This is a genomic window from Paenibacillus sp. FSL H8-0122 (genome assembly GCF_038005345.1).
Classification (GTDB): Bacteria; Bacillota; Bacilli; order Paenibacillales; family Paenibacillaceae; genus Paenibacillus_AQ.
The window spans coordinates 3,141,418-3,158,189 of the sequence record NZ_JBBOTB010000001.1 but is presented as its reverse complement, the minus strand read 5'-3'; the positions used below and the strand labels follow the sequence as shown (position 1 = coordinate 3,158,189).

At 53.0% G+C, this 16,772-nt stretch carries 16 protein-coding genes; 13 read left to right on the top strand and 3 right to left on the bottom strand.

Features of this window, described 5'->3' with window-relative positions:
* The first annotated feature begins 60 nt into the window (after positions 1–60).
* From NSS64_RS13775 to NSS64_RS13755, 5 genes are all read left to right on the top strand, one after another.
* A complete protein-coding gene (locus NSS64_RS13775; protein WP_341140477.1) occupies positions 61–828 on the top strand; it encodes a M15 family metallopeptidase in 768 nt (255 codons plus the stop codon).
* A 99-nt stretch (positions 829–927) separates the two neighbouring features.
* Positions 928–1,704 (top strand): stalk domain-containing protein, encoded by a 777-nt coding sequence (locus tag NSS64_RS13770; RefSeq protein WP_341140476.1) that lies wholly within the window; start codon positions 928–930, stop codon positions 1,702–1,704.
* Positions 1,705–1,899: 195 nt separating this feature from the next.
* Complete coding sequence (locus NSS64_RS13765) at positions 1,900–2,523, top strand: TetR/AcrR family transcriptional regulator (protein ID WP_340992761.1); 624 nt, start codon at positions 1,900–1,902, stop codon at positions 2,521–2,523.
* A gap of 42 nt (positions 2,524–2,565) precedes the next feature.
* Positions 2,566–4,053 (top strand): DHA2 family efflux MFS transporter permease subunit, encoded by a 1,488-nt coding sequence (locus NSS64_RS13760; RefSeq protein WP_341140475.1) that lies wholly within the window; start codon positions 2,566–2,568, stop codon positions 4,051–4,053.
* A gap of 119 nt (positions 4,054–4,172) precedes the next feature.
* Positions 4,173–4,358 (top strand): hypothetical protein, encoded by a 186-nt coding sequence (locus NSS64_RS13755; protein WP_341140474.1) that lies wholly within the window; start codon positions 4,173–4,175, stop codon positions 4,356–4,358.
* A gap of 79 nt (positions 4,359–4,437) precedes the next feature.
* On the opposite strand, the gene NSS64_RS13750 is transcribed toward NSS64_RS13755, so the two are convergent.
* On the bottom strand, positions 4,438–5,337 hold the full coding sequence (locus NSS64_RS13750) for a DMT family transporter (RefSeq protein WP_341140473.1): 900 nt from the start codon (positions 5,335–5,337) through the stop codon (positions 4,438–4,440).
* Positions 5,338–5,460: 123 nt separating this feature from the next.
* Between NSS64_RS13750 and NSS64_RS13745 the strand changes: the two genes are divergently transcribed.
* The gene (locus NSS64_RS13745; protein ID WP_340941028.1) at positions 5,461–6,342 is read left to right on the top strand and encodes a LysR family transcriptional regulator; all 882 of its coding nucleotides are present in this window, start codon (positions 5,461–5,463) and stop codon (positions 6,340–6,342) included.
* A 172-nt stretch (positions 6,343–6,514) separates the two neighbouring features.
* Here NSS64_RS13745 and NSS64_RS13740 read toward each other — a convergent pair whose 3' ends face one another.
* A complete protein-coding gene (locus NSS64_RS13740) occupies positions 6,515–7,828 on the bottom strand; it encodes a transcriptional regulator (RefSeq protein WP_341140472.1) in 1,314 nt (437 codons plus the stop codon).
* A 224-nt stretch (positions 7,829–8,052) separates the two neighbouring features.
* Here NSS64_RS13740 and NSS64_RS13735 point away from each other — a divergent pair, with 224 nt between their 5' ends.
* The 5 genes from NSS64_RS13735 (at position 8,053) to NSS64_RS13715 (ending at position 13,552) form a co-directional block, all read left to right on the top strand.
* Entirely contained in the window at positions 8,053–9,279 is a 1,227-nt protein-coding gene (locus NSS64_RS13735; RefSeq protein WP_341140471.1) for a M20 metallopeptidase family protein, read from the top strand.
* Between the two features lie 29 nt (positions 9,280–9,308).
* Entirely contained in the window at positions 9,309–10,148 is an 840-nt protein-coding gene (locus NSS64_RS13730) for an enoyl-CoA hydratase/isomerase family protein (protein ID WP_076077911.1), read from the top strand.
* Complete coding sequence (locus tag NSS64_RS13725; RefSeq protein ID WP_341140470.1) at positions 10,138–10,974, top strand: enoyl-CoA hydratase/isomerase family protein; 837 nt, start codon at positions 10,138–10,140, stop codon at positions 10,972–10,974. Before NSS64_RS13730 ends, NSS64_RS13725 begins: the two co-directional genes overlap by 11 nt.
* 17 nt (positions 10,975–10,991) lie before the next feature.
* The gene (locus NSS64_RS13720; protein WP_341140469.1) at positions 10,992–12,200 is read left to right on the top strand and encodes an L-serine ammonia-lyase, iron-sulfur-dependent, subunit alpha; all 1,209 of its coding nucleotides are present in this window, start codon (positions 10,992–10,994) and stop codon (positions 12,198–12,200) included.
* Between the two features lie 191 nt (positions 12,201–12,391).
* Positions 12,392–13,552 (top strand): Gfo/Idh/MocA family protein, encoded by a 1,161-nt coding sequence (locus tag NSS64_RS13715; protein ID WP_340992769.1) that lies wholly within the window; start codon positions 12,392–12,394, stop codon positions 13,550–13,552.
* A 167-nt stretch (positions 13,553–13,719) separates the two neighbouring features.
* Here the strand turns inward: NSS64_RS13715 and NSS64_RS13710 are convergent, their stop codons facing one another.
* Positions 13,720–14,613: a helix-turn-helix domain-containing protein gene (locus NSS64_RS13710; protein ID WP_341140468.1), complete on the bottom strand. Its 894-nt coding sequence runs from the start codon at positions 14,611–14,613 to the stop codon at positions 13,720–13,722.
* 124 nt (positions 14,614–14,737) lie between these two features.
* On the opposite strand from NSS64_RS13710, the gene NSS64_RS13705 reads away from it, so the two are divergent.
* Positions 14,738–15,625: a sugar phosphate isomerase/epimerase family protein gene (locus NSS64_RS13705; protein ID WP_341140467.1), complete on the top strand. Its 888-nt coding sequence runs from the start codon at positions 14,738–14,740 to the stop codon at positions 15,623–15,625.
* Positions 15,626–15,640: 15 nt separating this feature from the next.
* On the top strand, positions 15,641–16,711 hold the full coding sequence (locus tag NSS64_RS13700) for a Gfo/Idh/MocA family protein (RefSeq protein ID WP_341140466.1): 1,071 nt from the start codon (positions 15,641–15,643) through the stop codon (positions 16,709–16,711).
* Positions 16,712–16,772 lie beyond the last annotated feature (61 nt).

Here is a 16,772-nt window from a genome sequence, read left to right as displayed (position 1 = left end):
GGGGCTGCACCGTATACTGGAAGGGTAAATATGGGATGAGGCAGGTGAGGAGTAGACATTGTGAATAAGCTGCGATATAGAGGCACAAGACTGGGATTACTGTTAGGCGCAATGATTGTAAGCGGGGCTGCACTTCTAGGCGTCATGACAACGGCAGCAGCGGCACCCGTGACTCCTGAGACACCGTTTGCACCAAGTACAGTTGTGAAGAAAAACAATCTCCCCGGCGGTTTTGTCTATCTGGATGAGGTTATTCCCTCGGCGCAATATGAGATCCGTTATTATAGTGAGAATAATTTCACCGGCACCAGAGTGGACGGATATAAGGCACCGCTGGCGATTTTCTCGCGGACTGCCGCTGCTGCGCTGAAGAAGGTTAGCGAGGATCTGGAACAGAAGGGTTATATCCTGAGAATCTATGACGCTTACCGTCCGCAGCAAGCCGTTAATCACTTCGTGCGCTGGTCACAAGATGCCGGTGATCTGAAGATGAAGGCGCAGTATTATCCGAAGCTGGACAAGCGGAATCTGTTCAAGCTGGGCTTCATCGCCAAGAAATCGGGGCATTCCCGGGGCAGCACGATCGACCTGACCCTGGCTCAGAAGAGTACAGGTAAGCTGGTGGATATGGGCAGTCCTTATGATTTTTTCGGCGAAATCTCTTACTATAATACGACACTCATCAGCAGTACCCAGCATGCGAACCGCAAGATTCTGAAGGATGCGATGACGAAGCAGGGCTTCAAGCCGTACGCCAAGGAATGGTGGCATTTCACACTGATCAAGGAGCCTTACCCGAAGCAATATTTCAACTTCAAAGTCGAGTAGGGCTGTTCCAAAGCTGTATAGAACGGTTAATGAATAATGCAAGGTTAATCTCTGAAGCATGCGTGCATAATATTCGAATATAGGAAAGGTGGGATCGATTTGTTCAAAAGAATCGCAGCCGTATTCCTTAGTGTAATGTTATTTGCAGCAGGAGCAGGTGTATTGACCAGTGATAACGTGAGTGCCGCCGGAAGCTTGAGGATTATCGTGAACGGTCAGGAATTGCAGACAGGTGAAGCACCGGCCTATACCAACGGACCGGATGTCATGATTCCACTGCGTGAGACGGCCCAAGCCCTCAAATATAAGGTCACCTTCAGTGGGGCTACCGGAACGTTCCTGCTGGAACGGTTCCAGGAGAGCGTTCAGTTCAGACTATCCGGTAAGGAGCTTGTGCTGGACGGCAAGAACAAAGTACCTTTTACAGGCGGCTTTGAGTTAAAACAAAAAAGAGCGTACGTGCCGCTATCTTTTTTTGCAGCGATCGGGTTAGTTACCTCTTATAATCCGGAAACAGCTCAGGTTGACGTATACACACGGGAGGTAATGGCAAGTGCCGTAGCAGGTCTGCTGGCAACCGGTAACTATCCGGCGCTGAAGGAGCGGTATTACGCCAAGGATGCAGAACCCGCTGCTCTTCCGGTTCTCCAGCAGAGCTGGGATGGGATTAACTCGCTGGCGGGCAGTTACCACGGAGTGAAATCGACCACCAGCACACAGCAGGATGGAGTAATCACGATTGAGAGCGTATTGTCCTTCACCAAAGCGGAGGCTGTACTGACTCTGGAATTTGGCGCTTCAGGCAAGCTCACCAACCTAACGCTAACGCCGGTCCAGGCAGCCAGTGAAGTATTGGCCAGCCCGGGCCAATCCTAAATTCGCATAAGACATAACTTCACTCCCGAGGGAGAATTCCACGGCTTAAGTATAGCTGTAGGAATTCTCCCTTTAACTTTCTGTTGACACAATGCCGGAAAGAGAGTAATTTTAAATTCGAATTAAACAATGTTTAAATCGTTGATTAGATCAATGATTAAGATTCTGTGACAGAGGAGGGCGACAAGCTGCATTATGGTTAAATTGGGCAACAAAGCTGATTCTTCAGATAAAGATACGAAGCAACTTATCCTCGATGCCACGGTTGCGCTGATCCGTGAGGACGGATTCCACTGCATTACCCTGCGCAGTATCGCGGCGAGAGCTGAGACTAATCTGGCCCTGGTGAACTACCACTATGGCTCCAAGGAGAAGCTGTTCGGCGATGCTGTGAAGCAGCTTATGGCTACCTTTGACGATGCTTTCAAGGTGCTGGAGGATACATCTTTACCGCCAAAAGAGCGCTTGAAGCTGTTCTTCACGCGGTACATTGCCAATCTCAGCCGATATCCCGGTATGGCCCGGCAGATGCTTGACCAACGGCATCATATTATGGGCTCGCATGATGAATATGCGAAATATTCCAAGCTGATGCGGATTGAACGGATTCTGGATGCTCTCGGGGAGATTACCGGCGAACCGGACCGCGATAAGCTCATGATGATGAACATGCAGATCTACGGGGCGATTGTCTTCCCGGTCATTATGGTCAGCAGTTTGCCGAAGGAACGGGAGGATCTCCAGCAGATCTTCAAGCTGGCCCCGCTGGAGGAGCAGATTGACGGATTGTTTGAGCAGTATTTTCACAAGTATAACTAATTATGAATAGAGAAAAGAGTGGACAAGAGAATGTCAAAACCTATGAATCCAAATAGCACCGCCGCCGCAGAGGCGCCGTTCTCGCTGAGAGCTATACTTCCATCGTTGCTGGCGATTATTGTCGGCATGATCATGGTTATTCTGGACAGCACCGCAGTCAATGTGGCCGTTCCGAATCTGGTGCAATATTTCGATACGGACCTGAAGACTGTTCAATGGGCAATTACCGGCTACACGCTTGCGCTCGCTGCTGTAATTCCGCTGGCAGGCTATATGACCGACCGGTTCGGGTCCAAGCAGGTATTCCTAACGACCATTGCTATGTTCGTGCTTGGCTCTGTGTTATGCTCTGTAGCTCAGACTTCGGGACAGCTTGTCTTGTTCCGCGTCATCCAAGGTCTTGGCGGCGGTATGGTCGCTCCGATCGGGATGGCGATGGTCTTCAGACTCGCTCCGGCAGAGCGCAGAGGCTCGATCATGGGGATGCTCGGTATTCCAATGCTGCTGGCTCCGGCCCTTGGCCCGATCCTCGCAGGCTATCTGGTGGAGTATGTGAGCTGGCACTGGATTTTCCTGATTAACCTGCCTATCGGTATCGTGGGTATTATTCTTGGTCTTAAATACTTGCCGGTGACCGAGAAAAAGGGAAGAGCCCACCTCGATATCCTCGGAATCCTTCTGGCCCCGATCGCATTCTCCATGCTGGCTTATGGCGTCAATCAGGGCGGCGGCGAGAGCTGGACCTCCACCGGAGCGCTTGTCGGATTATCGGTCGGCGGCGTTGCACTGGTGCTGTTTGTCATTGTAGAACTGCTGCAGAAGCACCCGCTGCTGGAGCTGCGCGTCTTCCGTTCCTCGGACTTCACGCGCGGGATTATTCTGTCCTGGGTCACACAGGCCGCTTTGTTCGGCTCCATGCTGTTCGTTCCGCTGTACCTCCAGCAGATCCGCAATTACACGCCGCTGGAGACCGGGCTGATCCTGCTTCCCCAAGCGCTGGCTTCAGGGATAGGGATGCCGCTGGGCGGCCGATTGTTCGACCGGATCGGAGCTCGTCCGCTGGTATTCGTAGGTCTCAGTATTATATCGACTGCCCTGTTCCTGCTCTCCGGAGTTACAGTAGACACCAGTCTTCCTGTTATTATGCTGTCTCTGGTTATGATGGGCCTTGGCATGGGTCTGTCGATGATGCCGGTCAATACCCATGTCCTGAACTCTGCGCCGCGTGAATGGGTGAACCGGGTTACCCCGCTTACCGCCGCTGCCCAGCAGGTTGTGGTATCGTTCGCTGTTGCCGGCATGACCGGGTACCTGACCAGCCAGATTGCGGTGCATATGGGTAAAATGACGTCCGGAAGCAATCCGCTTGCCGCTGCCGTACAGGGCTTCGGGGATGTCTTCTTCCTCTCGGGCTGCATCGCCGTGGCCGGAGTGGTCCTCAGTCTGATTCTGCGCCGTCCGAAGACAGCAGGCGCTGCACCTTCTCCTGAAGAACAGCAGACGGATGCCGCCATGATGATGGGGCATTAATCGGTTGTAGCTGTTATAGGCGACACACAAAGAACGTCCCGGACTGCCGGTTGGCAGGGGGCGTTTTTTGTTGTTCCCGATGAATGAAGCGGGGCGGATGTAGGGAGAAAACTGAATGCATGGGCGGGGGAGCGGCGCGTGAGCCGAATGTAATCGAAAAACCGATTACAATTGGACTGGGGGCGGCGCGTGAGCCGAATGTAATCGGAAAACCGATTACAATTAGACCGGGAGCGGCGCGTGAGCCAAATGTAATCGAAAAACCGATTACAATTGGACCGGGAGCGGCGCGTGAGGGTACGTGAGAGTAGCTTTAGCCAGAAGGGAGGAGCGGATGAACGTCTAAGGCAATTGTCCCGCATCCACTCGATCTGCCAGGAGAAGCTATAAATGCGCCCGCCGCTTCTTCAGCATCCTTGCCGGAGGAACCAAATGCAGCTTACCCAGCAGCTCGGAGGCCAGAATGCCCAGCAGGACAAGGGCGGCACCGGTGTAGCCTTGGAGCGAAAGCTGTTCGTGTACGAACAAGTAGCCGAAGAAGGCAGCGAATACCGGCTCAAGGGCGAAGATCAGTCCGGTGCGGGTCGGTGTAGTGTACTTCTGGGCCGCCGGCTGCAGGATGAACCCGCAGGCGCTGCAAAAGATCCCCAGAGCCAGAATCGCGATCCAGCCCGGAAGGGTGGACGGGAGCGAAGGCGTCTCGAAGATAGCCGATAGAATCAGGGCATAGCCCCCGGCGAAGCCGAGCTGCAGAATGCCGATATTCAGCGAATCGCAGGTCTTGACCGCCCGGCCCGTCACTAGAATCTGCACCGCATAGAAAACAGCGGACAGAATGCAGAGGAGATCGCCAGGCCGGATCTGAAGCGAGCCGTTCAGCGTAAGCAGCCCGATGCCGCTGATGGCGAGAACAGCTCCGAAGATCTGCGGGGGTGCGACTTTTTTTCGAAATACCAGAACCTCCAGCATCGGAACGAACACAACAGTCAGAGCAACCAGAAATCCGGCATTAGAGGTGGTGGTCGTCTTCAGCCCGAAGGTGATGCAGGTGAATACGCCAAGCAGCAGGAAGCCGAGCAAGGCTCCGTATTTCAAGGTTCTGGCATCGACACTGCGCAGCCGTCTGCGGAACAGCAGCCCCGCCAGTATGAACGCAAGCCCGAAGCGCAGTGCGATCAGATTGAATTCTCCCATTGTACCCAGTCCCAGCTTCATGAACAGGTAGGAGGAGCCCCAGAATAAGGTTACTACAATGAGCATTAGCTCGGCCTTTAGCGGCTTCATTTTTTCATCATCATCCTTCTATATTACAAGTGAGTATAGTATAATACGCTCGAATACATAAGGTAACTGAATGTTTATCATAAGATACATGAGTAATTCTCATGCTAAGCGAGGAGACTGGACATGAGCCTGATCAAGTATGAAGTGTTCCTGAAAGTAGTGGAGCTGGGCAGCCTGACGCGGGCCGCAGAGGTGCTGGGGTTCACCCAATCCGGCATCAGCCACACGCTGAGCAGCCTGGAGCATGAATTCGGCTTCCCGCTGCTCGTGCGCAGCCGTTCGGGGGTGAAGCTCACGGTGAACGGGGAGCAGGTGATGCAGCCCATCCGGGAGATCCTCAACTGGAATGAGCAGCTCAAGCAGCAGGTAGCGGATATTCACGGTCTGGAGACAGGGACAATTACAATAGGTACCTTCACGAGTGTCTCTGTCCATTGGCTGCCGGATATGATCAAGCAGTTCCGTGAGGAATATCCTTACATTGAGTTCAAGCTGATGGAGGGCGGATATCTGGAGATTGAGCAGTGGATCGAGGCTGGGGTGGTTGATTGCGGCTTCCTCTCATTGCCGACAAGGGAGCGGTTCGAAGTCATTCCGCTTAAGCAGGACCGGATGCTGGCGATTCTCCCGCTGGACCATCCGCTGAGCAAGGCCCCTCATATGCCGCTTGCTCAGATCGCCTATGAGGACTTCATTATTCCGAAGCCCGGCTCGGATTATGATGTGCAGCGTGTGCTGGAGAAGGCCGGGATTAAGCCGAACATCAAGTTCTCTGCCGGGGACGATTACGCCATTATTGCCATGGTGGAAAAAGGCCTGGGTATCAGCATCCTCCCGGAGCTGGTCACCGGGTTCCAGCATGAGCGTGTAGCTATGCTTGAACTGGAGGAGCGGAGCTTCCGTTCCCTTGGCATCGCGGTCAACTCCATGAAATATGCTTCACCTGCCACGCGGCGGTTCTTGCAGCATGTGCAGCACTGGTCGTCTAGCCAAGGAGCCGTTTAACTTGGTGAAAAGCGCAAAAAAGGCATGTTTTCTAAAATATAAGAAATTATATGTTTCACACGATAACTTATCCTTCTATTTCTCGCTGAAACGGTACCGTCCTTTAAAAGGACGGCAAAGCCGTTTCCACTTGTTTTGAAAACATGCCTTTTTACCAATGGTCATCCGCGTATCATCCGCTTAATTTGCGCCCTTCATTATCGAGAAACAACAGCTCGTAGTATTTTTTGGGCCGCCCCTTACTGTTGTCTCTTTTTTCAAATACTGTTTGTACTTGTTTGCTTTCTTCAATTTTGTTAAGGATGCGGTTTGCACCTTTGACGGTCATGGACAGGCACTCTGCAACATCCTCAGAGGATAATTTATTGGTTCGCATGATTTCTGCGTAGGACATGATTTTCTGCAAATTGATGTTGTTGATTCCGATGGTTTTGGCTAACGCAAGGATGTCCGGGTCCCCCTGTTCGGAGAACTGGATGACATTCATGCTCCGCATGGGGCCGGCAACCTTCTGATTCTCGTCTATATAAAAGCTGCTGCTGCCCGTATAGGCTTCCGCCTGTCTGTGAGCCTTGGTGGCATTGACGTTCGCTTGAAAATATTCATGCCCCGAGCCCCAGCCGATCTTTACCTTGCCCTGTATACGCTCCTCCAGATACTCCAGCAGGGAACAGTTATGAGCGTTAGAGGTAATTCTCATGAAATTGCCGAAGGTGGTGTACAGTCTGACATAGCCATCTGAGATTTGGGCCGTGTCTGCCAGATTCACGCTGCGCAGAAACCTGCCGACAAGGACTTTCAGCTCTTGAAGCTGCTCTTCAGATGCAGGCTCAGCCAATTGGGCCGTTAAACATGCGACCACTGCCCGCTGGTTCTTAAGCTTGAGGATGGTAATCTCGTTGATGATCTCGCTGATGGTCTCTTTAACGCTCTCCAAAGTGGGCCGGATTAAGATATATTTGACGCCGTGCTTTTGGAGTTCCGGAACAAAGTGGCCGAAGGCCGTGATGGACAGATCTATTTTCTTGTCTTCCCACAGACTGATATGGTTCTCCAGCATGGTCTCCACCCGTTCGGACAGATCTCCGCTGTCAACGGGCTTTCCCTCATGAGTCAGGTATTGCTGGAATTCGCTGAAAGATTCGATGATATATGCATAATCCACATAGATCCGGGAGATATCAAGTCCAGGTTCTGTAACCAGCAGCCGGAAAAGCTCCCTGTACAGCAGGTTCTCATCATCCTGCAAAATGTGAACAGGGACTTTATCATCCAGGCATTCCTTATTGATGGACTCGTAAAGCATCCTGCCGCTGATCACAAATCCATCCACCGCATCTAAGTTTTTAAGATAGATGTCAGTTGTTTCCTGGAAACTGCTGATGGTAAGAAAACGGAACTGGCATAAGGGCCGCATTTCTTCTTCAATGGTGCGGAAATAATCCATATGGGTCTCAGGCGTGATAATACCCAGTTTGATTGTCATGGTAGATTCCTTTCATAAAACAGTTCAATCAAAAGAGTTATATCACAATAAATGTGATATTACAATGTTCCAGCAGCCCCTGAAATAATGTTCTTAAAATGTCTTAAAATCTCTTGACAGCGAATGAAAATGCCAGTACGATAAAAGTGTTCTTAAAAAGTCCTAAAATATAAAGGAGGAATGCCCGCGCTGTTCTTACGTTCATTTAATTTATGCTTTGGGAGATGTTCATTGTGATTGAAGAAGCTGGAGACTTAATGAGTATGGCCCAGCAGTTGCAGGACAAATTGGTTATGTACAGGCATCATCTTCATGCGATTCCGGAGCTTGATCTAAGTTTGCGCAGGACAACGGCCTACGTGAAAGAGGCGCTGGAGTCTATGGGACTTAAGCCCACTCCCGTAGGGGAATCAGGGCTGACAGTTACCATTGGCGGACAGCATGACGGGAAGGTGGTTCTGATCCGTGCGGATATGGACGGGCTGCCCATTCAAGAAGAAACGGAGCTTCCTTATGCATCGTTGAATGGAAACATGCATGCTTGCGGTCATGACATGCATACCTCCATGCTGCTGGGAGCCGCAGAGATCCTGAAGGCGGGCGAAGCGCAGCTTCGCGGGACGGTCAAGCTTATGTTTCAGCCTGGTGAAGAGACGCTGCATGGGGCCAAAATGATGCTTGAAAGCAGGATTCTCGATAATCCCAAGGTGGATGCAGCCATGATGCTTCACGTATTGACCGGAATGCCGCTGCCTCTCGGACAATTTGTAGTACCTGAGGAAGGCGGAGCGATTTCAGCTTCCTCGGATTGGTTCGAAATCATCATCCGCGGCAGGGGCTCGCATGGCGCAATGCCTGAGGCCGCAGTGGACCCCTTAAATGTAGCGGCTCATCTTCATCTGGCGCTGCAGGGTATTCTAAGCCGGGAAGTTTCACCGATTGACAATGCAGTGCTTACCATTGGCGTAATGGAGGGCGGAACTACGAACAACGTGATTCCCGATACGGCCAGATTGAAAGGAAGCGTGCGCACATTTGACGCTGCATTGCGGGAGAAAGTGGAAGCCCGCATCCGCGCAATTACCGCAGGGATCGGAGAAACTTTTCAGGCAAAAATGGAAGTGATCTATACGCGGGGTTGTCCTGAGGTGAAAACGGATGGCGGACTTAATGAGCAAATGAGGGCTTCGATTGCAAATACCTTTGGCGACGGCTCCTATATCGGTATAACTGAGCTGGTACCCGGCGGGAAATTAATGGGCTCGGAAGACTTCGCCTTTGTCTCACAGGCGGTGCCAAGTACCACAGTGTTTCTTAACGCAGGCAATATCGAAGATGGGTATAGTTACCCTGTACACCATCCAAAGACGATGTTCTCGGATGAGGTGCTTCATAGAGGGGCTGCGGCTTATGCAGCTTTTGCCAGAGACTGGCTTGAAAGTAACAGATAAGCTCTAAACCAAACTTAGGAGGAATTACAATGACAGAGAGACGTATGATTGGACCCACCAAATTCGAAGAGTACTCGGAGAAATACAAGGAATTCCTGTTAATGACCCGCCGTGACGGAATCCTTGAAGTGCGTCTTCACACCGACGGAGGATCGTACACACACAATTGGGAAGCTCATACCGCCTGGTCTCATGCCTGGTCAGATATTGGCCGTGACCCTGAGAATGAAGTTATGATTATTACGGGAACCGGGGATAAATGGCTGATTGGCGACCCTGAGGTCTGGAATACGAAATTCATGGACTGGCCGAAGCAAAAGAAGCTCGAACAGTATCATGAATCACTGAGACTGCTTGAAAATCTGATCTTCTGCATTGACATCCCGACCATCGGGGCGGTCAACGGGCCGGGAACGCACTGTGAGCTCGCAACGCTCTGCGACATTACCATTTGTACAGAAGACGCGGACTTTTTCGATCCGCATTATCTGGGAGGCACGCCTCCGGGAGATGGAATGCTGCTCACACTGCAGAGCATGATCGGGTTCAAGAAAGCAGCCTACTACGCCTACACCGGCAAGAATATCAATGGTCAGACCGCCTTAGATCTGGGTATTGTCAGTGAAGTGCTGCCCCGCGAAAAGCTTCTTCCCCGTGCTTGGGAGCTCGCGGAGATGATCATGCAGGCACCGCGTTCAACGAGACATCTGTCTCACTCCATCATCTCCCGGCCATGGAAGCAGGCTCTGGTCGCCGATCAGGGATTCCAGCTGGCCCACCAGATGTACGACATGGCCATTGATGAAGAAGGAGCGCTGGAGCGGCTGAAGAAAATGCAGGGACGCTTGATGGGCAACGATGTTCAATAGAAAGATGACGGGACCTACCCGGCTCGAAGAATACTCGGAGCAGTACAAGGACTTATTCCTCATGACCCGCCGTGACGGGATACTCGAAGTACGTATGCACACTGACGGGGGACCATTACAATTCGACTGGCCGGTCCAAGCGGCATATGGTCAGGTATGGTCAGATATTGGCCGTGATCCTGAGAATGAGGTCATGATTCTTACAGGGACAGGAGAGCTGTGGCAGACAGGCAATCCTGAAGTCTGGACCACCAAATTCATGGATTGGCCGAACCGCCGGAAGCTGGAGATGTATCATGAATCGCTCCGAATGATTGAAAATATGGTTCATTGCCTGGATATCCCCACGATTGGGGCGATCAATGGCACAGGCGCGCACTGGCAATTGGGAACGCTTTGTGATATTACCCTTTGTGCGGAGGACACCGTGTTCTTCGATGCCCATTATCTGGGCGGTGTTCCGCCTGGAGACGGAATCGTCCTGGCACTTCAAAGGATAGTGGGAACCAAGAAAGCGGCATACTATGCATACACGGGGATGAACATTACTGCAGAGGAGGCACTAGACCTCGGACTGGTCAGTGAGGTATTGCCTCGTGAACAGCTTTTTCCACGGGCATGGGAGCTGGCAGAGATGATCATGCAGGCCCCCCGCTCTACAAGACATCTTACGCATTCGATTGTCACGCACCCGTGGAAACAAGCTTTGGCAGAGAATCAAGGTCTTCAGCTTACTCACCAATTGGTTGACATGGCGATTGATGAAGAGGGGATTCATGAGCGGCTGATGAAGCTCAAGGAACGTTTTCAGAGGAATGACAACTGAGAAGGGATAAGGGTGCTATGAGATCGTTGACTGAGCTATTTAAGATTGGCAGCGGACCGTCCAGCTCCCATACCATGGGGCCGGAAAAGGCGTCCGGAATCTTCAAAGCAGAAAATGAAGACGCAGACCAGTTCAAGGCACTGATCTATGGTTCTCTTGCCAAAACAGGCAAAGGCCATATGACGGACAAGGCTATTATCCGGGCACTGTCACCCATTCGGACGGAGGTTCAATTTGTTCCGCAGCCTGACTTTGATCTGCCCCATCCCAATACTATGGACTTGTTCGCTTACAAGGACGGTCAGCAAACCAATTCCATGCGTGTTGCCAGTATCGGCGGCGGGGAGATCGTGATTGATGGGCGGGAGGAGACGCGGGGACCTGATGTCTACACGGAGAACAGCTTTGCCGAGATCAGCGCCTATTGTAAAGCGAATCATATCCGTCTAAGCGATTACGTCGAGCAGCGTGAAGGCATACAGATCTGGGAGTTCCTCCAAGGCATCTGGGAAGCGATGAAGCGTTCGATCGACGAGGGATTATCCGTCACAGGTATTCTGGAAGGCGGGCTTAATGTTGAGCGCAAGGCGAAATTTCTCTATCATCAGGGGCATGCGGATGAGAGCCCGGAGACGCGTGAGAACCGGATCGTCAGCGCGTACGCTTTTGCCGTCAACGAACAGAATGCGGCTGCCGGTACAGTCGTAACGGCTCCAACCTGCGGGGCCTGCGGTGTTGTACCCGCCTCGCTCCGTTATATGCAGGAGAAGCTGCAGGTCCCGGACGAACAGATTCTCCGGGCGCTGGCGGTCGGCGGGCTCATCGGTAATCTGGTCAAGCAGAACGCCTCGATCAGCGGCGCTCAGTGCGGCTGCCAGGCGGAGGTGGGCACGGCTTGCTCTATGGCTGCGGCTGCACTCGCCGAACTGTCGGGTATGGAGATCGACCAGATTGAGTATGCGGCGGAGGTGGCCATGGAGCACCACTTGGGGTTAACCTGTGATCCGATTAACGGACTGGTTCAGATCCCTTGTATTGAGCGGAATGCTGTGGGTGCGATGCGGGCGATCAATGCGCTGAGTCTGGCGAAGTTCTTGTCCGGTTCCCGTAAAATATCCTTTGATCTGGTTGTACAGACCATGTATGAGACAGGCCTGGACATGAACAGCAGGTACCGCGAAACTTCAGAGGGCGGGCTCGCTAAGTTCTACAACATGGGCAGTTAAATGAAAATGATATCGCTATAGACGAGGAACGTCCCTTGCTGCCGGTTGGCAGAGGGGGCGTTTTTTCGTTGTGCGGGAGGATCTGTAGGACGGAGCCCGCTGTAAGAAAAGAAGTGATTTGACGGAGGGCGGCCGGGATGAGAAAATGTATGCGTGTACATCGAGTAGTTTATTCAGTGAGGAGGCACCAAATGAAACAGCTACGCATTGGAATGATAGGTTATAAATTCATGGGCAAGGCCCACAGCAACGCTTACCGCAGTCTGCCGATGTTCTTCCCCAAGGCAGTTAAGCCGCAAATGTCGGTCATCTGCGGACGCAATGAGGAAGCGGTTACAGAAGCGGCAGCACAGCTTGGCTGGTCAGAGAGTGTGACCGACTGGAAAGAGCTGATTGCCCGCAGCGATATTGATCTGGTCGATATTAATGCGCCAAGTAATGCCCATAAAGAGATTGCACTTGCGGCTGCGGCCGCAGGCAAGCATATCTTCTGCGAGAAGCCGCTGGCGCTGAATCTGGAGGATTCCCGCGAGATGCTGGAGGCTGCTGAAAAGGCGGGAATTGCGCATATGATTGGCTTCAACTACCGTTTCTCCCCGGCGGTGCGGCTGGCGAAGCGTCTGATTGATAGCGGCCGGCTGGGCACCATCTATCACTTCCGCGCATGGTTCCTGCAGGACTGGATTCTCGATCCGGAATTCCCGCTGGTCTGGCGGCTTCAGAAGGAGGTTGCCGGTTCGGGATCGCATGGTGATCTGGGGGCGCATCTGATTGACCTGGCCCACTTCCTCGTAGGGGATGTGGAGGAGGTTATCGGGATGAGCGAGACCTTCGTCAAGGAGCGGCCGCTGGCAACGGAGATGACTGGTCTGAGTGCCAAGGCAGGCAAGGATGCGCCGCGCGGTCCGGTAACCGTAGACGATGCAACGCTGTTCCTGGCCCGCTTCAGCAGCGGTGCGCTGGGCAGCTTCGAGGCGACACGCTTCGCAGCCGGACACCGCTCGACCAATTCCTTTGAGATCAATGGCAGCCTGGGCAGTGTGAAGTTCGACTTTGAACGGATGAACGAGCTGGAGGTCTACCTGACCTCGGACGACGAGGATGTGCAGGGCTTCCGCCGCGTACTGGCCACCGATCCGGCGCATGACTATGCAGACGCCTGGTGGCCGCCGGGCCACACCATCGGATTCGAGCATACCTTCATCCATGAGATGCTGGAGCTGTCGAATGCCATTGAGGAAGGCCGTCAGCCGGAGCCAAATTTCAACGACGGCGTGAAATGCCAGGCGGTGCTTGAAGCGGTCGAGCGTTCGATTGAGCAGCGGCGCTGGGTTCCAATATCAGAGATGTAAGGGAAGACAGGGAAACACCGCCGGCTATTTGATGGCCTGCGGTGTTTTTTGGGCTGTGGCCCGGACAGGCCGGGAAGGCGTATGAGCCAAATGTATGCGGAAAACCGACCACATTTGGACTGTACACGCCACATAGGCTGGATGGTCAGCAGTAGCGCTCCATTCTTTCACCCTTGTTTCCGTGCCTGGGAAGGGGTTAGACCCTTGTATTGCTTGTACAGCTTGGTGAAGTAATTCGGATTGTCGCAGCCGACCCGGCCTGAGATCTCGGTAATCGTCAGATTGGTCTCAAGCAACAGCCGCTGTGCCTCATCCATTCTGCAGAAATTCACATAATCGATGAACGTCCGCCCGGTCAGCTTTTTGAAGGTTTTGCAGAAATGAAAAGGGTTCAGATTCACAAACCTGGCGGCAGCCTCAATCGACATCTTCTGATCTGTGTGGTTCTCCAGGTGTTCCAGCAGCGGCTTGAAGCGTTCGCGGTGGATGCCGCCCCGTTCCCCCTGCTCCCGCTCGCTGCGCTGACGGGCCGGGAAGGCCCGGGACATCAGGGTGAAGAACAGGTGCAGCTGATTCTTCACCACGAGCTGGAAAGCCGGCTGCTTCGCCTCCACTTCGGCAATCACCCGCTCCAGCAAATGATAATACGCGGCGCATTCAGGCTGCTGGGCCGCAGGCATAACCGGGAATTGATTCAGATTATTGAGGTATGGGGCTACGAATTGCTCATGCTGGGAATCCTGGTTCCGGTCCTTGAACAGCGAGGCATGGAACACAATTGAGACATACGACAGGTCACCGCTGCACAGGCTATAGCCGACATGAAGCCCGCCGGACGGCACCATAAGGACATCCCCCGGACCGGCCTCATAAGGCTTGCTATCCACATGGAAAATAGCTTGGCCTTCGCGCATAATAATGATCTCGAAATGCTCATGCCAGTGCAGAAACAGGATGTTCTGTTCAGGCGACACCTCCCGGCAGGTGTTGAAGAACAGACGGAACGGATACGTTTTCTCTTCCAGCCTTGGATATTCCTTGAGTTCCTTCGGATAGTTCATGCTTGGTTCAACTCCCGCAAGATTCAGCTAGTTTAGCACAAGATAAGTAGAGATTTTGCCCAAAATGAGCGATATACTAGGAATGTTGCATTAACTATAAACCAATATTGGAGTGGCATACAAGATGCAGGATACATTAAGAATCGGAACACTGGTTGGAGGCGGGGATGCGCTCAGAGTCATTCCGCAGATTATTGGACATGGATTCGAATCCTTCAGCTTAACCTTCTGGCAGACTACAGGGACTACTGATTTGGCAGAAACAGCGGCACGGGTGCGTGAACTGGCTGCGGAGCATGATTTCACAATTTCTTCAGTCGGCATATTCGGGAATCCGCTTACAGGGACAGGCGATAATTCAGATACGGTAGCCAGCTGGGAACGGCTGATCGACCATGCCGATTTGTTCGGTACCGATCTGGTCTCCGGCTTCACCGGACGTCTGCCCGGCGTATCTATAGATGAGTCGATTCCGAAGTTCGCTGAGGTGTTCGGTGAGCTGTCGAAGCGGGCGGCGGAGCGCGGAGTCAAGATCGCGTTTGAGAATTGCTCGATGGATGGGAATTGGCGGGCAGGGGACTGGAATATTGCGCATAACCCAACAGCCTGGGAGAAAATGTTCAACGCGGTCAATGCCGATAATCTCGGCCTGGAATGGGAGCCCTGCCACCAGATGGTGCAGCTGATTGACCCGATCCCGCAGCTGCGCAAATGGACGGACAAGATCTTCCATGTCCACGGCAAGGACGCAACCATCGCCTGGGATATTATCAAGGAATACGGAATCCACGGGCCCAAGCCTTATGTGTGGCACCGGACGCCGGGCTTCGGGGATACGAACTGGACCGATGTGATCTCGATTCTTCGTCAGGCTGGTTATAAGGGAACGATCGATATTGAAGGCTGGCATGACCCTGTCTATCGTGATGATCTGGAGATGACCGGTCAGGTCCATGCACTGAATTATCTCAAAACCTGCCGGGGCGGCAGCTTCATCCCGAACCCGGTATAACAGGAGGAACAAGCTATGACAGCAGAACATCGTGTGGTTGTGGCGGGCTGCGGGGCTATGGCTAATGAATGGATCACCTATGCACTGAAGCATGCTGATGGAATAGAGATTGTAGCACTCGTGGATATCCGGCGGGAGTCCGCTCAGGCCATGGCAGAAAGGCACGGGCTTACTTGCCCGGTATTTACTGAAGTGGAGCAGGCAATTGCGGATACAGCAGCTAATCTGGTATTTGATGTGACGGTACCGGCCAGCCATTACAGTATTGCCAGCAGCGCGCTTGAGGCCGGATGCCATGTATTCGCGGAAAAGCCGCTGGCGGAGACGATGGAGCAGTGCAATTCGATCGTCAGCATCGCTGAACGTACCGGCAGGAGCCATGCGGTGATGCAGAACCGCCGGTATGATCCGCGCATCCGTTCTTTGCGGGAGCTAATCACTTCAGGGGTTATAGGGCGGACAGGCTCTATCAGCGCGAACTTCTTCCTGGCTCCGCATTTCGGCGGCTTCCGGGATGCGATGGACAGCCCGCTGCTGCTGGATATGGCAATTCATACCTTCGATCAAGCCCGCTATATCAGCGGCGCTGATCCGGTAAGTGTGTATTGCCAGGAGTTCAATCCGCCGGGATCGTGGTATGCAGGGAATGCGGCGGCGGTCTGTATTTTTGAAATGTCGGACGGCTCCGTGTTCTGCTATCAAGGCTCCTGGTGTGCGGAAGGCGCGCCTACGTCCTGGGAAGCTTCTTGGCGGGTTCAAGGTGAAAAGGGCGCTGCTATCTGGGATGGCCAGGTTCTGCCTTATGCCGAGGTGATTAGTGCCGGGAGTGAACACTCCGGCCAGTTCCTCCATGAATTCGAGCGGATCGAAGCGCCGGAGGTACAGATGGAGGAGACCTTCCATCGGGGCTGTCTCGATGAAATGTTCCGTTCGCTGGCAGAAGGCCGTCCGGCCGAGACGGATTGCCGCGATAACCGCTACAGCATGGCCATGGTGCTGGGCGCTCTGGAGAGTGCGCGGACTGGCCGCAAGCTTAGTATTGCCGAATTCATAGAGGGCGCTAAGCTTGCGGGGAGTAAGGCGTAGGAGATTTTAGCAGGGGAAGCAAAATGGAATGCAAAAAGGCATGGGGAAAGCCCCATGCCTT